21 protein-coding genes are annotated in these 20282 nt (G+C 74.5%); 10 read left to right on the top strand and 11 right to left on the bottom strand.

Going from position 1 to position 20282, the window contains the following annotated elements:
• The first annotated feature begins 17 nt into the window (after positions 1 to 17).
• On the top strand, positions 18 to 1283 hold the full coding sequence (locus ACIQTO_RS28590) for a phenylacetate--CoA ligase family protein (protein WP_402393770.1): 1266 nt from the start codon (positions 18 to 20) through the stop codon (positions 1281 to 1283).
• 66 nt (positions 1284 to 1349) lie between these two features.
• Here the strand turns inward: ACIQTO_RS28590 and paaI are convergent, their stop codons facing one another.
• Positions 1350 to 1787, bottom strand: coding sequence for a hydroxyphenylacetyl-CoA thioesterase PaaI (gene paaI / locus ACIQTO_RS28595; protein ID WP_402393773.1), 438 nt, complete (start codon positions 1785 to 1787; stop codon positions 1350 to 1352).
• Between the two features lie 267 nt (positions 1788 to 2054).
• Between paaI and ACIQTO_RS28600 the strand changes: the two genes are divergently transcribed.
• The 3 genes from ACIQTO_RS28600 to ACIQTO_RS28610 all read left to right on the top strand — a co-directional run bounded on the left by ACIQTO_RS28600 (position 2055) and on the right by ACIQTO_RS28610 (position 4457).
• On the top strand, positions 2055 to 2429 hold the full coding sequence (locus ACIQTO_RS28600) for a hypothetical protein (RefSeq protein WP_402393776.1): 375 nt from the start codon (positions 2055 to 2057) through the stop codon (positions 2427 to 2429).
• 495 nt (positions 2430 to 2924) lie between these two features.
• Complete coding sequence (locus ACIQTO_RS28605) at positions 2925 to 3779, top strand: chitosanase (RefSeq protein WP_402393778.1); 855 nt, start codon at positions 2925 to 2927, stop codon at positions 3777 to 3779.
• 246 nt (positions 3780 to 4025) lie between these two features.
• Positions 4026 to 4457 (top strand): hypothetical protein, encoded by a 432-nt coding sequence (locus tag ACIQTO_RS28610; RefSeq protein ID WP_402393781.1) that lies wholly within the window; start codon positions 4026 to 4028, stop codon positions 4455 to 4457.
• A gap of 58 nt (positions 4458 to 4515) precedes the next feature.
• Here the strand turns inward: ACIQTO_RS28610 and ACIQTO_RS28615 are convergent, their stop codons facing one another.
• On the bottom strand, positions 4516 to 5112 hold the full coding sequence (locus ACIQTO_RS28615; protein ID WP_402393784.1) for a hypothetical protein: 597 nt from the start codon (positions 5110 to 5112) through the stop codon (positions 4516 to 4518).
• On the opposite strand from ACIQTO_RS28615, the gene ACIQTO_RS28620 reads away from it, so the two are divergent.
• Positions 5111 to 5374, top strand: coding sequence for a hypothetical protein (locus tag ACIQTO_RS28620; protein WP_402393787.1), 264 nt, complete (start codon positions 5111 to 5113; stop codon positions 5372 to 5374). The genes ACIQTO_RS28615 and ACIQTO_RS28620 overlap by 2 nt on opposite strands.
• 91 nt (positions 5375 to 5465) lie before the next feature.
• Here the strand turns inward: ACIQTO_RS28620 and ACIQTO_RS28625 are convergent, their stop codons facing one another.
• On the bottom strand, positions 5466 to 5633 hold the full coding sequence (locus tag ACIQTO_RS28625; protein ID WP_402393790.1) for a hypothetical protein: 168 nt from the start codon (positions 5631 to 5633) through the stop codon (positions 5466 to 5468).
• Positions 5634 to 5855: 222 nt separating this feature from the next.
• Here ACIQTO_RS28625 and ACIQTO_RS28630 point away from each other — a divergent pair, with 222 nt between their 5' ends.
• On the top strand, positions 5856 to 6743 hold the full coding sequence (locus ACIQTO_RS28630) for an MBL fold metallo-hydrolase (protein WP_402393793.1): 888 nt from the start codon (positions 5856 to 5858) through the stop codon (positions 6741 to 6743).
• A 65-nt stretch (positions 6744 to 6808) separates the two neighbouring features.
• Here the strand turns inward: ACIQTO_RS28630 and ACIQTO_RS28635 are convergent, their stop codons facing one another.
• The 5 genes from ACIQTO_RS28635 to ACIQTO_RS28655 form a co-directional block, all read right to left on the bottom strand.
• The gene (locus tag ACIQTO_RS28635) at positions 6809 to 7537 is read right to left on the bottom strand and encodes an AIM24 family protein (protein ID WP_402393796.1); all 729 of its coding nucleotides are present in this window, start codon (positions 7535 to 7537) and stop codon (positions 6809 to 6811) included.
• A gap of 30 nt (positions 7538 to 7567) precedes the next feature.
• Positions 7568 to 8260, bottom strand: a complete 693-nt coding sequence (locus ACIQTO_RS28640; RefSeq protein ID WP_402393799.1) for an AIM24 family protein — start codon at positions 8258 to 8260, stop codon at positions 7568 to 7570.
• Positions 8261 to 8293: 33 nt separating this feature from the next.
• A complete protein-coding gene (locus ACIQTO_RS28645; protein WP_402393802.1) occupies positions 8294 to 9598 on the bottom strand; it encodes a TerD family protein in 1305 nt (434 codons plus the stop codon).
• Between the two features lie 179 nt (positions 9599 to 9777).
• Positions 9778 to 11142 (bottom strand): FAD-dependent oxidoreductase, encoded by a 1365-nt coding sequence (locus ACIQTO_RS28650; RefSeq protein WP_402393805.1) that lies wholly within the window; start codon positions 11140 to 11142, stop codon positions 9778 to 9780.
• Positions 11143 to 11343: 201 nt separating this feature from the next.
• Positions 11344 to 11835, bottom strand: a complete 492-nt coding sequence (locus ACIQTO_RS28655; protein ID WP_402393808.1) for a MarR family winged helix-turn-helix transcriptional regulator — start codon at positions 11833 to 11835, stop codon at positions 11344 to 11346.
• A 113-nt stretch (positions 11836 to 11948) separates the two neighbouring features.
• On the opposite strand from ACIQTO_RS28655, the gene ACIQTO_RS28660 reads away from it, so the two are divergent.
• Positions 11949 to 13190 carry an alpha/beta hydrolase gene (locus ACIQTO_RS28660; protein WP_402393811.1) on the top strand — a complete coding sequence of 414 codons (1242 nt, stop codon included), beginning with the start codon at positions 11949 to 11951 and terminating at the stop codon, positions 13188 to 13190.
• Between the two features lie 66 nt (positions 13191 to 13256).
• Here ACIQTO_RS28660 and ACIQTO_RS28665 read toward each other — a convergent pair whose 3' ends face one another.
• On the bottom strand, positions 13257 to 13736 hold the full coding sequence (locus ACIQTO_RS28665; protein WP_402393813.1) for a hypothetical protein: 480 nt from the start codon (positions 13734 to 13736) through the stop codon (positions 13257 to 13259).
• A gap of 305 nt (positions 13737 to 14041) precedes the next feature.
• Between ACIQTO_RS28665 and ACIQTO_RS28670 the strand changes: the two genes are divergently transcribed.
• The 3 genes from ACIQTO_RS28670 (at position 14042) to ACIQTO_RS28680 (ending at position 18715) form a co-directional block, all read left to right on the top strand.
• The gene (locus tag ACIQTO_RS28670) at positions 14042 to 14572 is read left to right on the top strand and encodes a hypothetical protein (RefSeq protein ID WP_402393815.1); all 531 of its coding nucleotides are present in this window, start codon (positions 14042 to 14044) and stop codon (positions 14570 to 14572) included.
• Positions 14573 to 14608: 36 nt separating this feature from the next.
• Positions 14609 to 15874: a sensor histidine kinase gene (locus tag ACIQTO_RS28675; protein ID WP_402393817.1), complete on the top strand. Its 1266-nt coding sequence runs from the start codon at positions 14609 to 14611 to the stop codon at positions 15872 to 15874.
• Between the two features lie 465 nt (positions 15875 to 16339).
• Complete coding sequence (locus ACIQTO_RS28680; protein ID WP_402393820.1) at positions 16340 to 18715, top strand: HelD family protein; 2376 nt, start codon at positions 16340 to 16342, stop codon at positions 18713 to 18715.
• An 80-nt stretch (positions 18716 to 18795) separates the two neighbouring features.
• Here the strand turns inward: ACIQTO_RS28680 and ACIQTO_RS28685 are convergent, their stop codons facing one another.
• Together ACIQTO_RS28685 and ACIQTO_RS28690 are read right to left on the bottom strand one after the other, a co-directional pair.
• The gene (locus ACIQTO_RS28685; protein ID WP_402393823.1) at positions 18796 to 19779 is read right to left on the bottom strand and encodes an aldo/keto reductase; all 984 of its coding nucleotides are present in this window, start codon (positions 19777 to 19779) and stop codon (positions 18796 to 18798) included.
• 78 nt (positions 19780 to 19857) lie between these two features.
• On the bottom strand, positions 19858 to 20199 hold the full coding sequence (locus ACIQTO_RS28690; RefSeq protein WP_402393826.1) for a WhiB family transcriptional regulator: 342 nt from the start codon (positions 20197 to 20199) through the stop codon (positions 19858 to 19860).
• Positions 20200 to 20282: the final 83 nt, after the last annotated feature.

Genomic DNA, 20282 nt, shown 5'->3' on the forward strand with positions numbered 1-20282 from the left:
GACCGACAGGAGAAGCAGTGCCCGCGAAATCGCTTCAGGAGCTGGTCGACTTCGCCCGCGTCCACTCGCCGTTCTACGCGGAGGCCTACCGCGACGTGCCGCGGACGATCTCGCACCTCACCGAACTCCCCCTCATCGACCAGGGCGCCTTCTGGGCCGCGAACACCTGGCCGGACAACCGCCTGCTCACCGGCCCGCTCACCGACGCCGGCGTCTACAAGACCGGCGGCACCACCGGGGTCCCGAAGTTCTCCCCCTGGTCGCGCGCCGAACACGCCGACTCGGTCACCGCCTTCGGCGCGGGCATGGTCCGGGCCGGCCTGAAGCCCGGCCACCGGGTGGCCAACCTGTTCTGCGCCGGCGAACTCTACGGCGGCTTCCTCTACATCGAGAACGCCCTGCACCACGCCCCGGTGGAGAACGTCCGCCTGCCGGTCGGCTGTGCCGCGCCCGACGACTACGTCGCCGACCTGATCGCCGGCTTCGGCGTCCACGTCCTCGCGGGCGAACCGATGAAGCTCAGCGCGGTGGCCGAGTGCCTCGTCCGCCGCGGGCAGAGCGCCGACTCCGTGGAGCTGCTGCTGTTCGGCGGCGACCTGCTCTTCGCCGACCTGCGGCCGGTCCTGGCGCAGGCCTTCCCGAAGGCCGCCGTCTCCTCGGTCGGCTACGCCTCCAACGACGCGGGCCTGGTCGGCGCGCCGGTGCCGGGCGACGACGTCCGCGTCCACGAGGCCTTCGCGGAGCGCACCGTGGTGGAACTGGTCGACGACGTGACCGGCGAGCCGATCACCGCCGCGGGCGTGCCCGGCCGGGTCGTGGTCACCAACCTGTTCCGCACCCTGATGCCGATCCTCCGGTACCCGACCGGCGACCGCGCCGAATGGGTCGACCCGGAGCGCGGGCGGTTCCGGCTGGTCGGCCGGTCGAACGAGGGCGCGCGCGTCGGCACGGTCGCCCTGCCGACCGAGGAGATCCGCGCGGTGCTGCTGGCCGCCGACCCGGACCGCGTCATCTCGGGCCTGCAGATGGTGCAGCGCCGCTGGGACGGGCGGGACGGCCTCGTCCTGCGGCTGGGGTACACCGGGCGGCCGCCGGCGGACCCGGGCGAGCTGGGCGAGCGACTCGTCGCGGCCGTGTACGCGGCCCTCCCGCTCTACCCGGCCGAGGTGGCGTCCGGCGCCATCCACCACCTCGCCGTCGCGTGGGTGCCCCGGGCCGAACTGGCCACCAACCCCCGCACGGGCAAGCTCCAGCAGGTGGTGGACGAGCGGCCCCGCGACTGAGGCCGACGGCCGGGGCACCGACCGGCCCGGCAGGCGCGGGGCCGGCCCGGTCGGCGGCCGGCCCGGTCAGCCCGCCTGCGGCCGGCCGGCGATGACCACGCTCTGCCCGCGGAACTCCGCGACGACCCGCCCCGCGGCCTGCCGGACGGTCACGTCGTAGATTCCCTGCCGCCCGGAGCGGGTCCGCTCGACCGCCTCGGCCACCAGCTCGTCGCCGACCCCGGCCGGGGCCAGGAAGGTCACCTGCGCGGCCTGCGCGACGGTCACCGGGCCGTGGCTGTTGCAGGCGTAGGAGAACGCCGCGTCGGCGAACAGGAACAGGAAGCCGCCGTGCGCCGTCCCATGGCCGTTCACCATGTCCGCGCTCACCCGCATGCGCATGAGCGCCCGCCCCGCGGACACCTCGTCGAGGGTGATGCCGAGTGTGTGGCAGGCCCGGTCGCGCGCGTAGAGCGCCGCGATCGCCGACTCGCCGGCCGCCTCCGGCCCGGTCTCCGCGTCCACGACGTCCTGCCTTCCCCGGGAGCGACCGCACGGGCCGGCCGTACCGCCGCCCGCTGCCTCCCTGCGCACCGGATTACACCGAGCCGCGCCACCGCCTGTCAATGACCGTGCTGTCCATGACCGCCCGGTCGCCGACGTCCGGGCCAGGGCGCCCCCGCCAGGAGCGCCGGCGCGGCTTCCCGCTCGGACGACGGAACGCTACTGTTCGGTAACCACGGCTGGGCGGGGCACGCCGCACACCTCGCACACCTCGTCCAAGGAGTGACTGTGAAGCGATCGAGAACCTCCGCCCGGCTCCTGAGCGGCCTGCTGCTCGGCGTCGGGGTGCTGCATTTCGCCGCGCCCCGCCCGTTCGACGCGATCGTGCCGAAGCGGCTGCCGGGCAGCCGGCGGGGCTGGACGTACGCGAGCGGCGTCGCCGAACTCGCCATCGGCGCGGCGGTCGCCGTACCGCGCACCAGGCGGGTCGGGGCGCTCGCCGCGACGGGCCTGTTCGTCGCCGTCTTCCCGGCCAACGTGAAGATGGCCCGCGACTGGCGACACCGGCCGGCACCGCTGCCGGCCCTGGCCGCGGCCCGGCTGCCGCTCCAGGTGCCGCTCGTCCTGTGGGCGTGGCGGGTCGGGCGGCGCCCGCGCGGCTGACGGACCCGGGGGCGCGGCACCGTCCGGGCCGCACCCCCGCCGTCGCCCCCGGCCCCGGCCCCGAGCCCCCGCCCCGCGCCGCACGCGGCTGCGAACCCCGCTGCCCGCCGGGCGGGTTGCCGCACCTCACGGCCGACGGCCGCCGTCGACCACTCACCCCCCGACCCTCACGGCGGCTTCGCCCCGGCCCGCGCCGCACCCCGAGCCCGCACGGTGACGCCACCCCGCGCCCGCCCGGCACACCCGGGTCCGACCGGAGACCCGCCCCGGCCCCACACCCGGCCCCACCTTCGCGGCGGGACGGCGAACGGGCGGCGCCGGAGCATTCCTGGGAGGTTCCTGGGAGATCCTGAGAAAACCCCGGCCATCCCCTTGTCACGGCCCGCACCCCTCACTACCTTTCGTTAGGAAAGTTACCTAACTATTCCGGACCTGACCGGCAGGCCCTGCCCCTGCCCGCCCCCCACCAGGCCGGACGACGAAACGGAGAAGCTCATGACCCACAGCCGGACCGACCGCGGCGGGCGCCGCCCCGCCCGCGCCGCAGCCGCCGCGCTCCTGGTGGCAGGCCTGACCGCCGGTGCGCTCACCGCCACCGCCGACGCCTCCGAGCCGCGCCCGGTCGCGGCCGCCGCCGCCCGCGCCGTCGCGGCCTCCGACCTCGGCAGCCCCGAGAAGAAGGACGTCGCGATGCAGCTGGTCTCCAGCGCGGAGAACTCCTCGCTCAACTGGCGGGCGCAGTTCGGCTACATCGAGGACATCAACGACGGGCGCGGCTACACGGCCGGCCTGATCGGCTTCTGCTCCGGGACGGGCGACATGCTCGACCTGGTCCAGCACTACACCGACGCCGTCCCCGACAACCCGCTGGCCTCCTATCTGCCGGCCCTGCGCCAGGTCAACGGCAGCGCCTCCCACGAGGGCCTGGACCCGGGCTTCACGGCGGCCTGGGCCGAGGCCGCCGGCGATCCCGCCTTCCAGCAGGCCCAGCTGCACGAGCTCGACCGGGTCTACTTCGACCCCGCCGTCTCCCGGGCCAAGCAGGACGGGCTCCGCGCACTCGGCCAGTTCGCCTACTACGACGCGGCCGTCGTCCACGGCCCCGACGGTCTGGCCAAGATCCGCCGGGAGGCGCTGGCCAAGGCCACCCCGCCGTCCCAGGGCGGCGACGAGACCGCCTACCTGGAGGCCTTCCTCGACGCCCGCAACGCCGAGATGGTCACCGAGCCCGCGCACAGCGACACCAGCCGCATCGACACCGCCCAGCGGGTGTTCCTCCGGGCCGGCAACCTCGACCTCGACACCCCGCTCCACTGGGCCGTCTACGGCACGCAGTTCAGCATCTCCTGACCACCGGCCCGCTGCGCACCGGGGCCCCGGTGCGCAGCGGGGTCCGGGGCCGGTCGGCGCGCGGCGCGGAGCGCGGGCACCGCGGGCCGCGCGCTCCCCGCCGTCAGCCTCCCGGCCCCGGACACCACCCGATCGACCGAGTCGGCAGCCGCCGTCCGAGTGGGTCCCGGCCGAAAACGGTCCGCACCCGCATGGCCGGATCGTTCTGCCGTACATGCCCACACCGACCGATCCACCGAGGCCCCGGTGCGCCTGATCGGACGGGTCGCCTCGGCGGTCCTGTCCCTGACGATCCTGATCCTCCCGGCGGTGGCCGCCGGCGGCGACCACCCGGCCGAGGCGCGCCCCGGGCCCCGGCCGCCCGAGAGCGGCCACGCCGGCTGGGAGGTCGCGGCCGGCGCCGCCAACGTCCGCCGCGACCACTCGGTCAACGACACCGTCCTCGGCCTGACCCACTGTGGCGACCGGGTCGAGATCCTGGACAGCTGGACCTCACCGCTCGGCACCCGCTGGGGCAAGGTCGCGGTCACCCGCACCGGACTCACCGGCTGGGTGCTCTGGTCGCTGCTCACCCGGCACGAACCGGCCGTCGTGCCGGTCGCCGACTGTCCCGAGTGCCGCCGCGCCGCTCCCCCGTGCGCCGGGGGCTCCGCCGAGATCGGCCCCGCCCGGCTCTGATCCGGGCGCCCTCACGGGCGACCGCCGCCCCCGCCCGCGCGCGGGCCGGCACGACCGGTCAGAGCTCGTCGACCGCCGCGCCGGCGACCAACGCGCACCCGGCCATGACGACCAGCAGCAGGACGGGCACCGTCCAGTCCACCGCGTCGGGGCGCGGGCCCAGCCGGGGGGCGACCGTGCCGCGCGGATCCACGGTCACCCGGAGCCGGTCGCCCAGAGCCGGGTGGTCACCCCTGGTCCCGATGCCCCTGACCGTCGTCCCGTCGGCCAGCCGCACGTCGACCGCGGTCACCGCCGGTCCCTGCCCGGCCATCGGGTCGGAGGTGACGGTCGTCCGGACCACCTCACCGTCCGAGACGACGCCGCGTTCGTGCAGGAGCCGCTGGTCCTGCACGTTGAGCCCGGAGACCACCAGGATGATCCACGCCGCCAGCAGGCAGAACAGGGCCACCGCCGTCCGGCCCGCGTCGTTCTTGAGCAGCCGGACCACGCCCACCAGCCAGCCCAGCACGATCACGCCGAAGCCCACGGCCGCCGCCGGGGCCAGGCCGTGGTCCCGCAGCGCGAAGATCCCCCAGGCACTCAGCACGGCGGGGGCCAGCCAGCAGACCGCCACCGCCGGAACCACGAGTACCGCCCCCGGCCCACCCCGCATGCTCCTCACCCCCGTGGGCTCCCCTTACCCGGGCCGGGCCCCGGCGACGCGCGCGGCGCAGGCCCGCGGCCGACCACGCCCGGCCGACCACGCCCGGCCGCCGAGCCACCTGGGCAAGCCGCAGGTGCCGAACCTGTACGGCGGCTACCTCCACCCCGGCAGCGCGGGCCCCAGCAGCCTCACCCTGATCGTCTCGCAGTGGCCCGGGGTGGTCCACGAGCCGCCGTACTGGGTCCGCCAGTTCGACGGCATCAACCCGTAGGCACGCCCCCGCCCGGGACCCTCCGGTCCGGCGCCCTTCCGCCCTCCCCAGTGCGGAGGGGGCCGCCGGGGCGAGGGGTCGCCGGCCCGGCTCAGCGGCGGCCGAACAGCCGTCCCAGCCAGCCGCCGCCCTTCCCGGCGCCCTTCCCGCAGTCACAACGGTCGGACGGGCGCACTCCGGCCAGCACCTGCTCCACGTGCAGGCCGCAGCCGGCATAGCCCGGCTTGCCGCAGGTCCGGCAGACAACGCGTCGACACACGACGCTCTCCTCTCTCGACGGCCCGACGGGCCACTCCCGGCAAATATACCGGAGGGGGTATCCCGACCGCCCGGAACCGGTCCGGACCGGGACCACTCCGACCCCGGCCGACCCGCCCGGAGCCACCTGATAGGTTCGCGACGGCGGCTCCCGGCCGAGCCGGCACCGGACGGGGGGCGGATCGCGTCCCGGCCGGTGCGAACGACACCGACGGGAGACCTGATGACCTCCGCACCGAACCCGATCGACTTCACGGACCCGGCCACCCGGGACGCGGGACGCTCCCTCGACGTGCGCTGGATCCACGGGTCGGAGTCGGCGAAGCACAACACCGACCCGGAGCTCCAGGTCCACCACTACGACGAGCACACCGTGATCCTCCGGCAGAACATGGCCGTCAACTACGAGGCCCCGTTCCTCTTCCTGCTCTTCGGCAACCACCGCGCGGTCCTGCTCGACACCGGCGCCACCGCGTCCCCCACGTACTTCCCGCTCCGCCGCGTCGTCGACGAGCTGGTCGCACGGTGGCTCGCCCGCCATCCGCGGGCCGGCTACCAGTTGCTCGTCCTGCACAGCCACGGCCACGGCGACCACATCGCGGCGGACGCACAGTTCGCCGGACGGCCCGACACGGTGGTGGTGGACGCGGCGCCCGACACCGTCCGGGCGTTCCTCGGGCTGGGCGAGGACCCCGACCGGCCGGCCCGGCTGGACCTCGGCGGGCGGGTGCTGACCTGCCTGACCAGTCCCGGTCACCACGAGGCCGCCATCACCTACTACGACGCGTTCACCGGCTTCCTGCTCACCGGCGACACCGTGTACCCGGGGCGGCTCTACATCGCCGACTGGGACGCCTATGTCGCGACGATCGACCGGCTGATCGCCTTCACCGCCGCGCACCCGGTCACCCATGTCCTCGGCTGCCACATCGAGATGACCGACCAGCCGGGGGTGGACTACCCGATCCGGTACACGTACCAGCCCGACGAGCCGCCCCTGCAGATGACGGTCGCCCAGCTGCACGACATCCGCCGCGCGCTCGACGAGGTGGCCGCCCGGCCCGGACGGCACGCCTTCGACGACTTCGTGATCTCCTACCGCACGGGCTGACCTCGCCCGGCAGCCGCTCGGCCCGGCCTCGGAGCCCACCGGGCCGCGGCCCGGGACGGCGGCCGTCAGCGCACCGGCACCCGCTGCGGCGGCAGGAGTTCGCTGGGCTGGACGATGACGAAGCCGTCACCGGTGAAGGACAGTTCCCAGCCCTCCGTGGCGGTGCCCCGGCGGCGCCAGGCCTCGGTGTTGCTGCTCTGCGCCTGGAGTTGGACGTCCAGGGCAGAGGACCAGCCGACCACCGCGTCGGCGTCCGCGTAGACGTACTCGCCCGCGCGCACCGGCATCACCAACGGCAGGCCGGAGGTCATCACCACCAGCGTGCCGCTGCCGGACAGCTCCAGGCTGTGCCGGCCGACGCCGGAGATCCGCTCACCGCCCTCGATGTCGACCGCCTGCCACTGGATGGTGGTGTCCAGGGCCAGGATGTAGCTGCTGGTGATCGTCAGCCGCTCGCGCCGGAGGTCGAGGATGTGCAGGTGCTGGGCGAGGTTGGCGAGGTAGACCGTGCCGGTGCCGGCGCAGCGCATCAGGTCCAGGGCGGGCGGGCGCTGACCCGCCTGCGGGTGCTGGGGCTGATGCTGCTGGTGCTGGGACTGCTGCCGGTTGCGGCCCCGGCGGCCGGGCTCGGTCCACCCGGTGAACTGCACCCGGCCGGTGTGCGCGACCATCGCGCCGCTACGGGCCAGCACCTCGGCCCGCCCGTCCAGCGCGACCCGCAGCAACTGCGGGTTCTGGAGGGCGAAACGCTCGTCGCCGGCGAGGGCGGTGTGGTCGAGAAGGGGACTGCGCACGGTGATCGCTGCTCCTTGGCCGCGGGCTGCTCAGCCGCGGATCTTGAGTCGGTCGGAGGTGTCCTCACTGGGCTGGACGATGACGAAACCCGAGCCCTTGAAGCCCAGTTGGACCGCCTCCCCGCTGCCCCGGCCGATCAGCGAGCCGACCTTGAGGGTCCGCCGGGTCTTGATCTCCAGCCCGGTGGTCCAGGCCACCAGCGCGTCCGGGTCGACATAGGTCTCGGCCTCCGCGCAGTCCAGCACCACCGGGACCCCGCGCGAGGTGACCGACACCCAGCCGCTGCCGCTCACGGTGACGTTGTACAGGCCCGTCCCGGCCATCAGCGCCGGCCCCTTGACCTTCTCGACGGCGCAGCCCAGCGAGGCGTCCAGGGCCAGCAGGTGCGAGCCGTTGACGCTCAGCGACTCGTCGTCGAGCTGGAGGTTGAGCACGTCCGCGCCGAAGTCGGCCAGGTAGAGCGTGCCGTCGCCGAACCAGCGCAGCAGCGGGCTGCGCTCCCCCGACGCCCACTCACCGAGCGACCGGCGCAGCGACTGCGACACCGCCTCGTACTGGAGGAAGCCGTCGTAGGCCACCATCGCCCCGGGCTTGGCGAGCACGTCCTGCGTGCCCGTCACCACGACCCGGCACATCGCCCCGCCGTGGTTGCTCATCCGTGCCGTGACCGGCGAGGCCGCGTACCCCTGAAGGTACGTGCCCGAGAGCACCTGCCGCTCCATTCCCACCTCCTTGTACCCGGGCGCCGCGCCCGCTCAGATCTCGAACGGCTGGACGACGACGAAGTTGCCCGGCCCGCCCCTGAACTGAAGGCTGTACGACTCCGCGGCGTGTCCCGCGTAGGCCGAGCGCCTGATCCGGACCGGGGCCGTGGTGATCACCTGGGCCCCGCGCGACCACGCGACCAGCGCGTGGACGTCGGCGTACGTCTCGGGCGCCGGGGTCACCGGCAGCACCACCGGGATGCCGTTGGTCTTCACCACCACCGTGCCGTGGCCGCTGAACTGGAGCGTGAAGAAGCCTCCGTTCGGCAGGCCCTCGCCCTCGATCCGGCGGACCTCGTGCTCCAGGTTGGCGTCGAAGGCCAGCACCCGGTCGGAGCTGACGCAGATGGCGTCGCCCTCCAGCCGCACCACGTGCAGGTGGGCGGCCTCGTCGGCCAGGAACACCTGCCCCTCACCGGAGACCCGCATCAGCTTGAGCGTCTGGCCGGTGAGGTTGCCGGTCAGCTTGCGCAGCATGCCGGAGCTCTCGTGGGCGAACTCGGCCCTGCCCTGGTAGGCCACCATGCTGCCGTGCAGGGCGAGGACGTCCTGACCCTTGCTCAGGGTGTAGCGGACGAGGTGGTCGTTCTGCTGCACCCACCCGGTCCGCTCGGGGACCTCGGCGTACTTGACCAGGGAGATCCGGACGCCGGGCGGCGTGGGCGGCTGGACCGGCAGCTGCGGCGTGGCCACCTGGACGGCGGGCACCGGGGCGGCGGGGGCCGACGCGTCCTGGAGCCCGCCCGCGCTCTGCCCGGGGTCCTCCTCCAGTGCCTCGCCGCCGAAGTTCTCCAGCAGCGCCCGCAGCCCCCCGTCGAAGCCCTGGCCGACCGGCGTGATGCGCCACTCCCCGTCGCGCCGGTAGAGGTCCGCCAGCATCACCGCGCGCTCGGTGCTGAACTCCGCGCCGGTGAAGGAGTACCGGCCGACCTCCGTACCGTCCACGACCAGCCGCACGCACCCGGAGGTGACCTGCGACATCCGGCCGTCGCCGTCGATGGTCGCGGTCAGGCTCAGCCGGTCGACGGCCGCCGGGACGTCCGGCAGCACGATCCGGAACGCCTCGGTGTCACCGGACCGCGGGCCCAGCAGCCGCACCGAGCCCTCGGGACTGGCGGGCTGGTTGAAGAAGACGAAGTAACGGTCGTCGCTGAGCCGCTGATCCGCGTCCAGACCGAAGCAGCTGATGTCGAACACCAGCCCCGGTCCGCTCAGCCGGACACCGAGATAGAGGTCCGTCCCGGGCGTCAGATCGGCTATCCGCACGCGTGAAGCCTTGGCAAGTTCCCTGGTCATGGCGCCGGGCCGGCCCTCCCCCTGGGTCAACGGGTGTGGTCCGGCGACCCTACCCCACCTCGTTCGGACGCAGCAGACCCCCGCCCGGTTGCGGGCCCGGCGGACGCCGGCGGGGCGGACGGTCGGGCACCGTCCGCCCCGCCGGCGGTCCGTCGGGCGCGGTGACGCCGCGGGCGCTGTCAGGCGCCGCTGTGGCGGAGCATCTCCTCGCGGTCGACGACCTTGACGCGCTCGCGCCCCTCGGGGGTGCCGAGCTCGCGCTCGTGCGCGTCGAGCTCCTTCCAGCCCTCCCAGGTGGTGAACCGGACGCCCCGGTCCCTCAGGTGGGCCACCACCGCGTCGGGCTCGGGCTCGACGGCGCCGGGGAGGCGGCCGGCGGCGTGGTCGGCCAGCAGGCAGGCGACGGTCTCGTTGGCGTCGCCCTTGGTGTGGCCGATCAGACCGACGGGACCGCGCTTGATCCAGCCGGTCACGTAGGTGGCGTCCTGGTGGGAGCCGTCGGCGGCCAGGACGCGGCCGGCCTCGTTGGGCACGGTGCCGCTGATCGGGTCGAAGGGCACCTTCGGCAGCTCGTCGGAGTAGTAGCCGATGGCCCGGTAGACGGCCTGGACGTCCCAGTCGGTGAAGCGGCCGGTGCCCCGGACGTTGCCGGTGCCGTCGAGTTCGGTGCGCTCGGTGCGCAGGCCGCTGACCCGGCCGTCCTCGCCGATCACCTCGACGGGGGACTCGAAGAAGTGCAGGTGGACCCGGTGCGGCCGGTCACCGATGTCGCGGATGGCCCAGTTCTCGATGGTGGAGGCGACCATGTCGGCGTGCTTGCTGCCCCGGCGCTCGGCGATCGAGCCCTCGTCGTACTCGATGTCCTCGGGGTCGACGACGACCTCGATGGTCGGGGAGTGGTCGAGCTCACGCAGTTCCATCGGGCTGAACTTGGCCTGGGCCGGGCCGCGCCGGCCGAAGACGTGCACCTCCAGCGCCCGGTTGGCCCGCAGACCGGCGTGGACGTTCGGCGGGATCTCGGTGGGGAGCAGCTCGTCGGCGGTCTTGGCGAGGATGCGGGCCACGTCCAGCGCCACGTTGCCCGCGCCGAGGACGGCGACCTTCTCGGCCTCCAGCGGCCAGGTCCGCGGGACGTCGGGGTGCCCGTCGTACCAGGAGACGAAGTCGGCGGCGCCGTAGGAGCCGTCCAGGCCGACACCGGGGATGTCGAGCGGCCGGTCGGCCGTCGCGCCGGTGGCGAAGACCGTGGCGTCGTAGAACCGGTGCAGGTCGTCCAGGGTGAGGTCGCCCGGGTAGTCGACGTTGCCGAACAGGCGTATCCCGGGCTTCTCCAGGACCTGGTGCAGCGCGGTGACGATGCCCTTGATCCGGGGGTGGTCGGGGGCGACGCCGTAGCGGATCAGCCCGAACGGCGCGGGCATCCGCTCGAAGAGGTCGATCGAGACCCCGGGCTCCAGGGCGGCGTCGGACTTGAGCAGGGCGTCTGCGGCGTAGATGCCGGCGGGGCCGGCTCCGACGATCGCGATGCGGATCGGGCGGGGCATGGTGGTGTTCCTCCGGGCGGGCGAGCGGCAGACGGATGGTTGAAGCAAACCCGGGCAGTGTGCACCGGTGTAGGGGGTCCGGGGCTATGACCTCATAGATCCAACCTATGGCTGCGGCTCTGGCGGCGCCGGGCTCCGGCCGCACCGGCCGCCGGAGCCCTTCGCGGATCCCGCCGTCGGAGCCGCTCGTAGATCCCGCCGTCAGAGCCCGTCGTAGATCCCGGCGAGTCCGCGCAGCACCGTGGCCGCCGCCGCCACGGTGGCGTCGTCGAGCCCGGCGACCAGGCGGTCCAGATCGGCGTGCAACGCCTGCTGGCGCTGGAGGTGCCGCTCGCGGCCGGCCGCGGTGAGGCCGACGAGGACGGAGCGGCGATCGTGGGCCGGCCGCTCGCGGGTGACATACCCGGCCTCGACCAGGCCGTTGACCAGCTGCGTCGCCGCGGCGGCGGTGGTCTCCGTCCCGGCCGCGAGCCGGCTGACCGGAATCGGGCCCTCGTCGGCCAGGACGCGCAGGGCCCGGGCATGGGTGAGCGAGAGCGCGCCCGGCGAGCGGGTGGCGCGCCCGCGCAGGCGGGCGTCGGCGGCGCTGAGGCTGTACGCGGCGCGGGCCAGCGCGTCGAGCGCGGCGGCGCGTTCGGCCGGCTCCGCTCCGGGCCGGGCCCGGTCCGACCGGGCCGGATGCGATTCGGTCATGGGGTGATCCTCTCTCCTCGGGGGTCGGGGTTGACAGCCGGGTCAAGCATAAGTACTTAATAGTTAAGTACTTACCACCGAGTGCCGACACTTCTGCCGAAAGAGAGCAAGCCATGACCGTCCGATCGACCGGACAGAGCTGGGCCCTGGACACCGCCCTCGCCCAGGGCGGTTTCGACGCCCTGCACCCGCAGGCCAAGGGCACGATGGAGCAGCTGGGCCACGACCACACCGACTTCGACAAGGTCTTCGCACTGGTCCGCAGCGGCGCGATGCTGCCCAAGGCCTGGGCCACCGTCGCCGGACAGGCCGAGCAGCGGGCCGCCCACCACGAGCGCGAGGGCTTCGGCCGCACCGCCGCCGACCTCTACCAGCGGGCCGCCGTGATGTGGGGCCGTGCCCAGTACTCGTTCCTCGACGCCACCGACCCGCGCAAGACCGCCTTCCGCGAGCGCGCCGACCACTGCGTGGCGCGGCTCGGCGAGCTGCGCGGCCACCGCGTGCGCCGGGTGGAGCTGGAGTTCGAGGGACGGCACGTCTACGCCCTGCTCCACCTGCCGCCCGGGCGGGTCGAGCGGGCCTCCGCGGTCATCCTCGGCCCGGGGATGGACATGATCAAGGAGGACTACATCTTCGCCGCCGAGCGGTACTACACCTCCCGGGGCATCGTGGCGCTCTCCATCGAGGGGCCGGGGCAGGGCGAGTCCCGGGCGAACGGGCTGACCCTCGACCTCACCAACTACGAGCGGGCGGTGAGCCGCTACGTCGACTACCTGGCCGGCCTCCCCGAGGTCGACCCGGCGCGGATCGGCATGTTCGGCATCAGCATGAGCGGGTACTGGGGCATGCGCGCCGCCGCCACCGACCCGCGGCTCGCCGCGCTGGCCGCCTTCGAGGCCGTCACCGGCGACTTCCACACCATCTTCGAGCGGGCCCAGCCCGGCTTCAAGCACAACTTCATGTACATGACCGGATACACCGACGAGCAGGCCTTCGACCGCGAACTGGCCGACCGGCTGCCGCTCGGCGACCTGGTCACCGGGATCACCTGCCCGACCCTGGTGGGCATCGGCGAGTTCGACGAGCTGACCCGGCTGGAGCAGGCGCTGGCCGGCTACGAACTGATCACCGCACCCAAGGAGATGCGGGTCTACGAAGGCGAGTTCCACCCGTTGGGCGGCGTCGCGGCCGAGGTCTTCCGGTTCGGCGCGGAGTGGCTGGAGCGCGCGCTGGCCGGCGAACTGGCCGAGCCCGGCCGGGACGCCCGGTACTACGTGCACGACGACGGCCGGACCACCGACGGCACCGCCAACCCCGCCTGGTGGCTCGGCGCCGACCCGGTGACGGCGCGCTGACCGGCGCGCTGACCCGCACCGCCGGTGCCCCGGGAACCACCCGGGGCACCGGCGGACCCTCCTCGGTCACTCGATCCCCAGCGGGCCGATCCCCAGGTCCTCGCGCATGAGGCCGCGCATCCGGCCCATCGCCGTACGGCGCAGCGCGATCAGGGACGCGTCCTCGGCGGAGCCGACGGCGGCCCCGGCCGCGTAGGCGTCGCGGAGGCGGCGCAGGCTGCGGAACGCCTCGTTCCCGGCCGCGACGACCTGCGGCGGCCCGACCAGCCAGAGCCGCTCGCTCGCGGTGTAGAGGCCGGTGGCGCGGAAGGCCTCCCGCACGGCCGCGTCACGCGCCGACTCGGACAGGTGGTCGCCCAGCGCGACCGCCCGGATCTCCTCCCCCGCGGCCTTGAGCGCGCTGACGAACTGCGTGTACACCTCGCGCCGCAGGTCCAGCGCCTGCCGGGCCTCCTCACGCCGCCAGCGGGTGCGGTCGGCGACCAGGGTGGCGGTGATGCCGATCACGGCACCGGTCAGTGTGGAGAGCAGGGGCATCCAGTCCATGCGCGGCAGCCTGTCCGAACGGGCGCGGGCGCACCAGTGGCTTTTCGGCTTCGCCCGCCGCCGCCCGGGGCCGGGACGCGGGCCCCGGCCGGGACCAGGGGCTCATGTGTTCGGGACGTGGGAGGGGAGACGGTGGAGGAAATGTTCCACGGTCGCGCAGCCCCCATCGGGCCACTGCGCAGCGGTGCCCGGACCGCCTCCGAACCGACGGTCCGACCGGCCGCCGCATCCGCCCCGGCCGCGCCGGCCGGCCCCGATGCGCCCGGCAGGCACCGCCCGCCCGTGGCCGACCCCGAGGACACACCATGAACGACCGCTCCACCCCGACGTTCGATGTCGCCGTGCACCAGGCCGGAGCCGGCGGCGGGCCCGGTCCGGAGGTGGCCCACGGCTTTCTGCTCAGCGTCCAGACCGTCCTGGTGCCGCAGCCGCCCGAGACCCTGTCGAACCCCTGGCAGCGCCTCGTCGTCCGGATCACGCAGAACCCGGACCCGGCTCCGGAGCCGGCCGGGGAGACCATCAACGTCGCCGGCCTCGCCCTGTCCGCGGTCGCCACGGACGGTGTCACCGCGGCGGCGGCCCTGCTGACCCTGAACAAGCCCTCGCGGCACACCGACGCGCTCAGGGAGCACTCGCGGCGCGATCTCACCGCGGCCCTGCACACCCACGGCGGCGACCTGTGGGCGGCCTACGCCGATCTCGGCTACCCGATCGCCCGGCCGCCCGCCCTGGTGGCACCGGACACCTGGTGGCTCGCCTTCGCCGGCGACCTCACCGACTTCACCCGCGCCGAATGCTGCAACACCGTGCCGCAGCAAGCCTGCTGCTTCAAGTAGCGGGCCTGCCGCGCGAGGCGGGAACGGGACCGGCTGATGAACACCACCGCACAGCACCCCGCGGACCGGGCGGCGAACCGGCGCCGCCACCGGTCCACGGGGCCGCAGGACCTCGCCCTGGCGCTCGCGGCCACGGTGCCGGACGTCTTCTACTTCGGGAACCCGGCGTTTCCGGGCACCTCCTGGACGGAGCACGTCCAGGTCCTGGCACTCGCCTGCGTCCAGGCCGTCGCGCTGACCCTGCGCCGGCGCCGGCCGATGGCGGTGTTCCTCGTCGTCTGGGCCGTCACGACCGGCGCGTGCCTGCTGACGCTGGCCGACGCGCTGTCCTTCACCCCGTTCTTCGGCCTGCTGCTCGCGCTGTACACCGTCGCGGACACCTGCCGGCGCCCGGCCGCCTTCACCGCGCTGGCGCTCGGTCTCGCCGCCACCGGGCTGAAGACCTACTACCTGGTCGGCCTGGTGCCGACGACCGACAGCACCTCGATGCTGCTGTCCTCACTGGCCTTCTACGTACTGGTCACGGCCTCGGCCTGGGGCCTCGCCCGCTGGGTCCGGGCCGGCCGGATCGCCGCCGAGCGCGACCGCCGCGACCTCACCGAGGCCCGCCGGGCGGTGGTGCGCGAGCGCACCCGCATCGCCCGCGAGCTGCACGACATCGTCGCCAACGCCGTCGCCGTCATGGTCATGCGGGCCGAGAACGCCAGGAGCACGACGCCCGCCGGGCAGACCGGCACCATCGAGGCGTTCGGCCACATCGAGGACGTCGGCCGGTCCGCGATGACCGAACTGCGCCGGATGCTCCGGGTGCTGCGCAGCCCGGACGCCCCCGTGGAGGACATCGGCCGGCACGGCCTGGCCGACCTGCGGCCGATGCTGGAGGACGTCCGCAGGACGGGCATCCGGATCGACCTCGACGTCCGCGGCGGCCCGCTCCCCCTCGACGACAGCGTCGACCGGACCGCGTACCGGCTCGTGCAGGAGGCCGTCACCAACATCACCAAGCACGCGGGACCGGGCAGCCACGCGGCCGTCCGGATCACCTGGTCCGACGCCCTGCACATCGAGGTGGTCGACGACGGCGCCGGTCGCACCCTCGCGGTGCGGCGGGACCTCTCGACCGGCCACGGCCTGATCGGGCTCGCCGAACGGATCGCGGTCTTCGGCGGCGAGTTGACGGCCGGCCCGCACCGGTCCGGGTTCCGGGTGGCCGCCACGCTGCCACTCTCGCCGTCGGGCGTCGGCGCACCGGCCCCGGCCGTCGCCGGCGGCGGCGGCCTCCATCGGCACGGCAGAGTGTGAGAGGCTCCGGGAAGCCCGGCACGCCGTCCGCGTGTTGAGAGGCCCCAGGCCACCGGACACGGGACCGGTGCGGCGCGTGCGGGCGGCCCCGCGGCACGCGGCGATCACACCTCGCGAGGGGGTGTCCGACCGGGGCGGACCAGAAAGCGGAAAGGGGATTACCCACTCCTTTCCACTTCCAACTTATAGCGCACGGGGGGGCTTGCGGCAAGGCCCCGGTCGTGCCGCAGAATTGTCGGCCGAGGCCGGGACCTGCGCAAACGGGAGGTGCGGCAGTCCCGTCCTCGTCCCCACCGGTGCGCAGAGACGCCGGCGTCCAAGATCATTGTGCTGAGTGTTCCCACCCCCGGGCCCGTCGCCTGCGCGCCGGCCCGCCCCTGTCCTCCCGTGTTGTGCACGGCGGCCCTCGCGCCGCCACCCCCGACCGCCCGCCCGGTCGGGGGTCCTGAGTCAATGGAGCTGGCCATGGTCCCCACGTCGTCCTCGTCGTCGTCCTCGTCGTCCGAACCCACCACAGCCGTCGATGCCGGGCACCGGACCGGCCCGGGCGGCCAGGACGCCCGGGCCGCCGAGGCCTGGCACGCCCGGGAACTGCGGGCCGAGAACGCCTACGTCGGCGGGCTGTACGACCGGCTGGAGGAGCAGCGCGAGCTCGCGGCCGACCACCTGCGCGCGACCCACCTCCAGGAGCAGGGCGGCACGCTCCAGTCCCGCCTGGAGCGCGACACGATGGAGATCCACCACACCCGCCGGCTGGCCGAGCTGTACGCCGCCGAGTACGGGCTCTGCTTCGGCCGGCTCGACACCGCCGACGGCGAGCGGCAGTACATCGGCCGGATCGCCCTGGCCGACGACGACCACGAGCCGCTGCTCACCGACTGGCGGGCGTCGGCCGCGGAGCCGTTCTACCGGGCCACGCCCGCCGCTCCCGGCGGGGTGACCGGGCGCCGGCACCTGCGGAGCAAGGGCCGGACCGTCGTCGACTTCGACGACGACGCCTTCGGGGTGGGCGCCCTGGACGGCCGGGCCGGTTCCGAGCTCAGCGGCGAGACCGCCCTGCTCGCCTCGCTGACGGCGGCCCGGACCGGACGGATGGGCGACATCGTCTCCACCATCCAGGCCGAGCAGGACCGGGTGATCCGCTCCGAGCTGAGCGGCGTGCTGGTCGTCCAGGGCGGTCCGGGGACCGGGAAGACGGTGGTCGCCCTGCACCGTGCCGCGTACCTCCTCTACACCCACCGCGACCGGCTGGCCAAGCGCGGTGTGCTGGTCATCGGGCCGAACACGACCTTCCTGCGCTACATCGACCAGGTGCTCCCCGCGCTCGGCGAGAGCGAGGTCGTGCTGAGCAGCATCGGCGCGCTCTACCCCGGTGTGACCGGGACGGACACCGAGACGCCCGAGGCGGCCGCCGTCAAGGGCGACGCACGGATGGCCCGGGTGCTCGCCGCCGCCCTGGAGGGCCTGCGGCAGCTGCCGGAGGAGTCCTGGACCCTCACCGTGGGGCGGAACTCGGCCCACCGGGAGGAGCTGGTGATCGGCCGGGCCCTCTGCGAGCGGGCCCACGCCGCCGCGCACCGGTCCGGCGAACCCCACAACGAGGCGCGGGCCGCCCTGGTCGAGCGGCTCTCCTCGGAGCTGGCCCTGCGGATCGCCAGGGACCGCGGCGGGGAGATGGAGCTGGACGACGTGGTGGACCTCGCCGACGGGCTCGTCCTGGAGGCCGACTTCCAGGCGCTGGCCGAGCGGCTGTGGCCGCTGCTCGGCCCGGAGCAGCTGCTCACCGCGCTGTTCGGCTCCCCGGAGCTGCTGGCCCGGGCGATGCCGGACTTCTCGGAGGCCGAACGCGCCGCCCTGCTGCGCGAGCACGCGGGGCCGGACCAGGAGGCCGCCCGCTGGACCACCGACGACGTGCCGCTGCTCGACGAGGCCGCCGAACTGCTCGGCCCGCTGCCCGGCAGCGCCGTCTCCCGCCGGATCGACGCCGCCGCCGAGGCCGAGCAGCGGCAGTTCGCCCAGACCGTCCTGGAGGACTTCGGCGCGGGGCTGGCCGAGATCGACGCGGAGATGCTGACCCGCCAGTACCGCGGCGAGGGAGAGTTCCGTCCGCTGGCCGAGCGCGCGATCGAGGACCGGACCTGGGGCTTCGGGCACATCATCGTCGACGAGGCGCAGGAGCTGTCCCCGATGGCCTGGCGGCTGCTGACCCGCCGCTGCCCCGGCCGTTCCATGACCATCGTGGGCGACCTGGCGCAGACCGGCGCGCCGGCCGGGCTCAGCTCCTGGGGCGAGGCGCTCGACGAGTACACCGCCGGGCGCTGGCGCACGGTGGAGATGACCATCAACTACCGGACCCCGGCCGAGATCATGCGGATCACCGAGGGCGTCCTGCGGGCGGTCGACCCGGCACTCACCGCCCCCACCGCGGTGCGCAGCGGCGGGATCCGCCCGTGGAGCCTGCGGATCCCCGAGGAGGACCGGGGAGCGGCCCTGCGCGCCGCCGTCGAGAAGGAGATCGCCGGGCTGGACGGCCGCCGGGCGGCGATCCTGCACGCCCCCGGCTTCCCGGCCGAACTGCTCGACGGGCTGGCCGAGTTGGACGGCGTCGCGCGGGCCGACGGACCGGCGTCGCTGGACTCGCCCGTGGTCCTGATGACGGCCGCCCAGTCCAAGGGGCTGGAGTTCGACGCCGTCCTGGTCGTGGAGCCCGCGGAGATTCTCGCCGCGCACTCCCGCGGCGGGAACGACCTCTATGTCGCCCTCACCCGGGCGACGAGGAGCCTCGGGGTCCTCCACAGCCGGGAGCTGCCGGAGATGCTGGCGGGGCTGGACCCCCGCTGAGACGCCGGTGACGGGCCCGGCCCGGCGGGTCGCACCTGCCGGGCCGGGCCGGTCCGGCGCACGCCGTCACCGGCGGCGCGTCACCACCGGTCGTGGACCTGCGGGCGGATCCGGCGGTCGTACAGCTCCCGCACGGCGGCGAGGGTCTCCCCGGGCAGCGGCGCGAGGGCGGCGGCGGCCGCGTTCGCACGGGCCTGCTCGGGGTTGCGGGCGCCGGGGATCACCGTCGTCACGCCCGGCTGCTGGATGATCCAGCGCAGCGCGGTCTGCGCGGGGGTCGCGTCCCGGCCCGCGAGGGCGGCGAACTCCGCCGCCGCCTCGACCCCGGTCGCGAAGTCGACACCGGAGAAGGTCTCCCCCTGGTCGAAGGCCTCGCCGTGCCGGTTGTACGTCCGGTGGTCGTCCGCCGCGAAGGCGGTCCGCGCGGTGTAGCGGCCCGAGAGCAGCCCCGAGGCGAGCGGGACCCGGGCCAGGACGCCCACCCCGGCGGCCGCGGCGGCGGGCAGGACCCGCTCCAGCGGCTTCAGCCGGAACGCGTTCAGGATGATCTGGACACTGGCGACCCCGGGCCGGGCGATCGCGGTCAGCGCCTGCGCGCAGGTCTCGACGCTGACGCCGTACGCGGCGATCCGTTCCTCGGCGACCAGGGTGTCGAGCGCGTCGAACACCTCGTCGTCGGCGTAGACCGGCGTCGGCGGGCAGTGCAGCTGCACCAGGTCGAGCCGGTCCACCCCCAGGTTGGCCCGCGAGCGGTCCGACCAGGCACGGAAGTTGGCGAGGTGGTAGTGCTCCGGGCGCTGCTCCGCCCGGCGGCCGAACTTGGTGGCGACGAAGACCTCCGCGTCCGGGCGCCCCTTCAGGTAGCGGCCGATCAGCTGCTCGCTGCGGCCGTCCCCGTAAACGTCGGCGGTGTCGAAGAGGGTGACGCCGGCCGCGACGGAGGCGTCCAGGACGTCGAGCGCGTCCTCCTCGCGGACATCACCCCAGTCCGCGCCGAGCTGCCAGGTACCGAGCCCCACGACGGAGACGGGTCGGCCGGTGCGGCCGAGTACACGCTGTTCCATGGGGTGAGCCTCTCACAGGCGGTGGCGTCGTCGGGGGCGTCGGGCCGTGGCGCGACCGGCACCACCGGGCGGGGCCGCTCAGGACGCCGGGGCCTCCCGCCCCCGGGAGACGGCGGGACCGGTCGGCGGCCCGCTGTGCCGGGGCCTCCCCTGACTCCGCAGGCGCAGGCGTTCGTGCTCGCCGAGACCGCCCCAGACCCCGTACCGCTCGCGGGCCTCCAGGGCGTAGCGCAGGCACTCGCGCCGGACCGGGCAGCCCTCGCAGACGGCCTTGGCGGCGCTCTCGCGCGAGTCGTGGGCCTCGCCGCGTTCGCCGACCGGGTGGAAGAAGAGACCGCTGTCGGCGGAGCGGCAGGCACCGCGCAGTTGCCAGTCCCACCGGTGGTCGAGGGCTCCGGGCAGGTGCGCGAGGTTCGTCATGACGCGGACTCCGTTCCCTTCGGGGTGGTGTGCCGCCCGGCCGTCCCGGGCGGCACGCGCTCGCTCCCCGGCTGCCCCGGACG

This window comes from Kitasatospora sp. NPDC091207 (assembly GCF_044768625.1).
In the GTDB taxonomy this organism is placed as follows: Bacteria; Actinomycetota; Actinomycetes; order Streptomycetales; family Streptomycetaceae; genus Kitasatospora.

Coding starts and splice junctions, on each gene's coding strand:
- ACIQTO_RS28605 (WP_402393778.1), top strand. CDS start 2,925: ATGACCCACAGCCGGACCGACCGCGGCGGGCGCCGCCCCGCCCGCGCC.
- ACIQTO_RS28620 (WP_402393787.1), top strand. CDS start 5,111: ATGCTCCTCACCCCCGTGGGCTCCCCTTACCCGGGCCGGGCCCCGGCG.
- ACIQTO_RS28615 (WP_402393784.1), bottom strand. CDS start 5,112: ATGCGGGGTGGGCCGGGGGCGGTACTCGTGGTTCCGGCGGTGGCGGTC.
- ACIQTO_RS28630 (WP_402393793.1), top strand. CDS start 5,856: ATGACCTCCGCACCGAACCCGATCGACTTCACGGACCCGGCCACCCGG.
- ACIQTO_RS28640 (WP_402393799.1), bottom strand. CDS start 8,260: ATGGAGCGGCAGGTGCTCTCGGGCACGTACCTTCAGGGGTACGCGGCC.
- ACIQTO_RS28645 (WP_402393802.1), bottom strand. CDS start 9,598: ATGACCAGGGAACTTGCCAAGGCTTCACGCGTGCGGATAGCCGATCTG.
- ACIQTO_RS28650 (WP_402393805.1), bottom strand. CDS start 11,142: ATGCCCCGCCCGATCCGCATCGCGATCGTCGGAGCCGGCCCCGCCGGC.
- ACIQTO_RS28655 (WP_402393808.1), bottom strand. CDS start 11,835: ATGACCGAATCGCATCCGGCCCGGTCGGACCGGGCCCGGCCCGGAGCG.
- ACIQTO_RS28660 (WP_402393811.1), top strand. CDS start 11,949: ATGACCGTCCGATCGACCGGACAGAGCTGGGCCCTGGACACCGCCCTC.
- ACIQTO_RS28665 (WP_402393813.1), bottom strand. CDS start 13,736: ATGGACTGGATGCCCCTGCTCTCCACACTGACCGGTGCCGTGATCGGC.
- ACIQTO_RS28670 (WP_402393815.1), top strand. CDS start 14,042: ATGAACGACCGCTCCACCCCGACGTTCGATGTCGCCGTGCACCAGGCC.
- ACIQTO_RS28675 (WP_402393817.1), top strand. CDS start 14,609: ATGAACACCACCGCACAGCACCCCGCGGACCGGGCGGCGAACCGGCGC.
- ACIQTO_RS28680 (WP_402393820.1), top strand. CDS start 16,340: ATGGTCCCCACGTCGTCCTCGTCGTCGTCCTCGTCGTCCGAACCCACC.
- ACIQTO_RS28685 (WP_402393823.1), bottom strand. CDS start 19,779: ATGGAACAGCGTGTACTCGGCCGCACCGGCCGACCCGTCTCCGTCGTG.
- ACIQTO_RS28690 (WP_402393826.1), bottom strand. CDS start 20,199: ATGACGAACCTCGCGCACCTGCCCGGAGCCCTCGACCACCGGTGGGAC.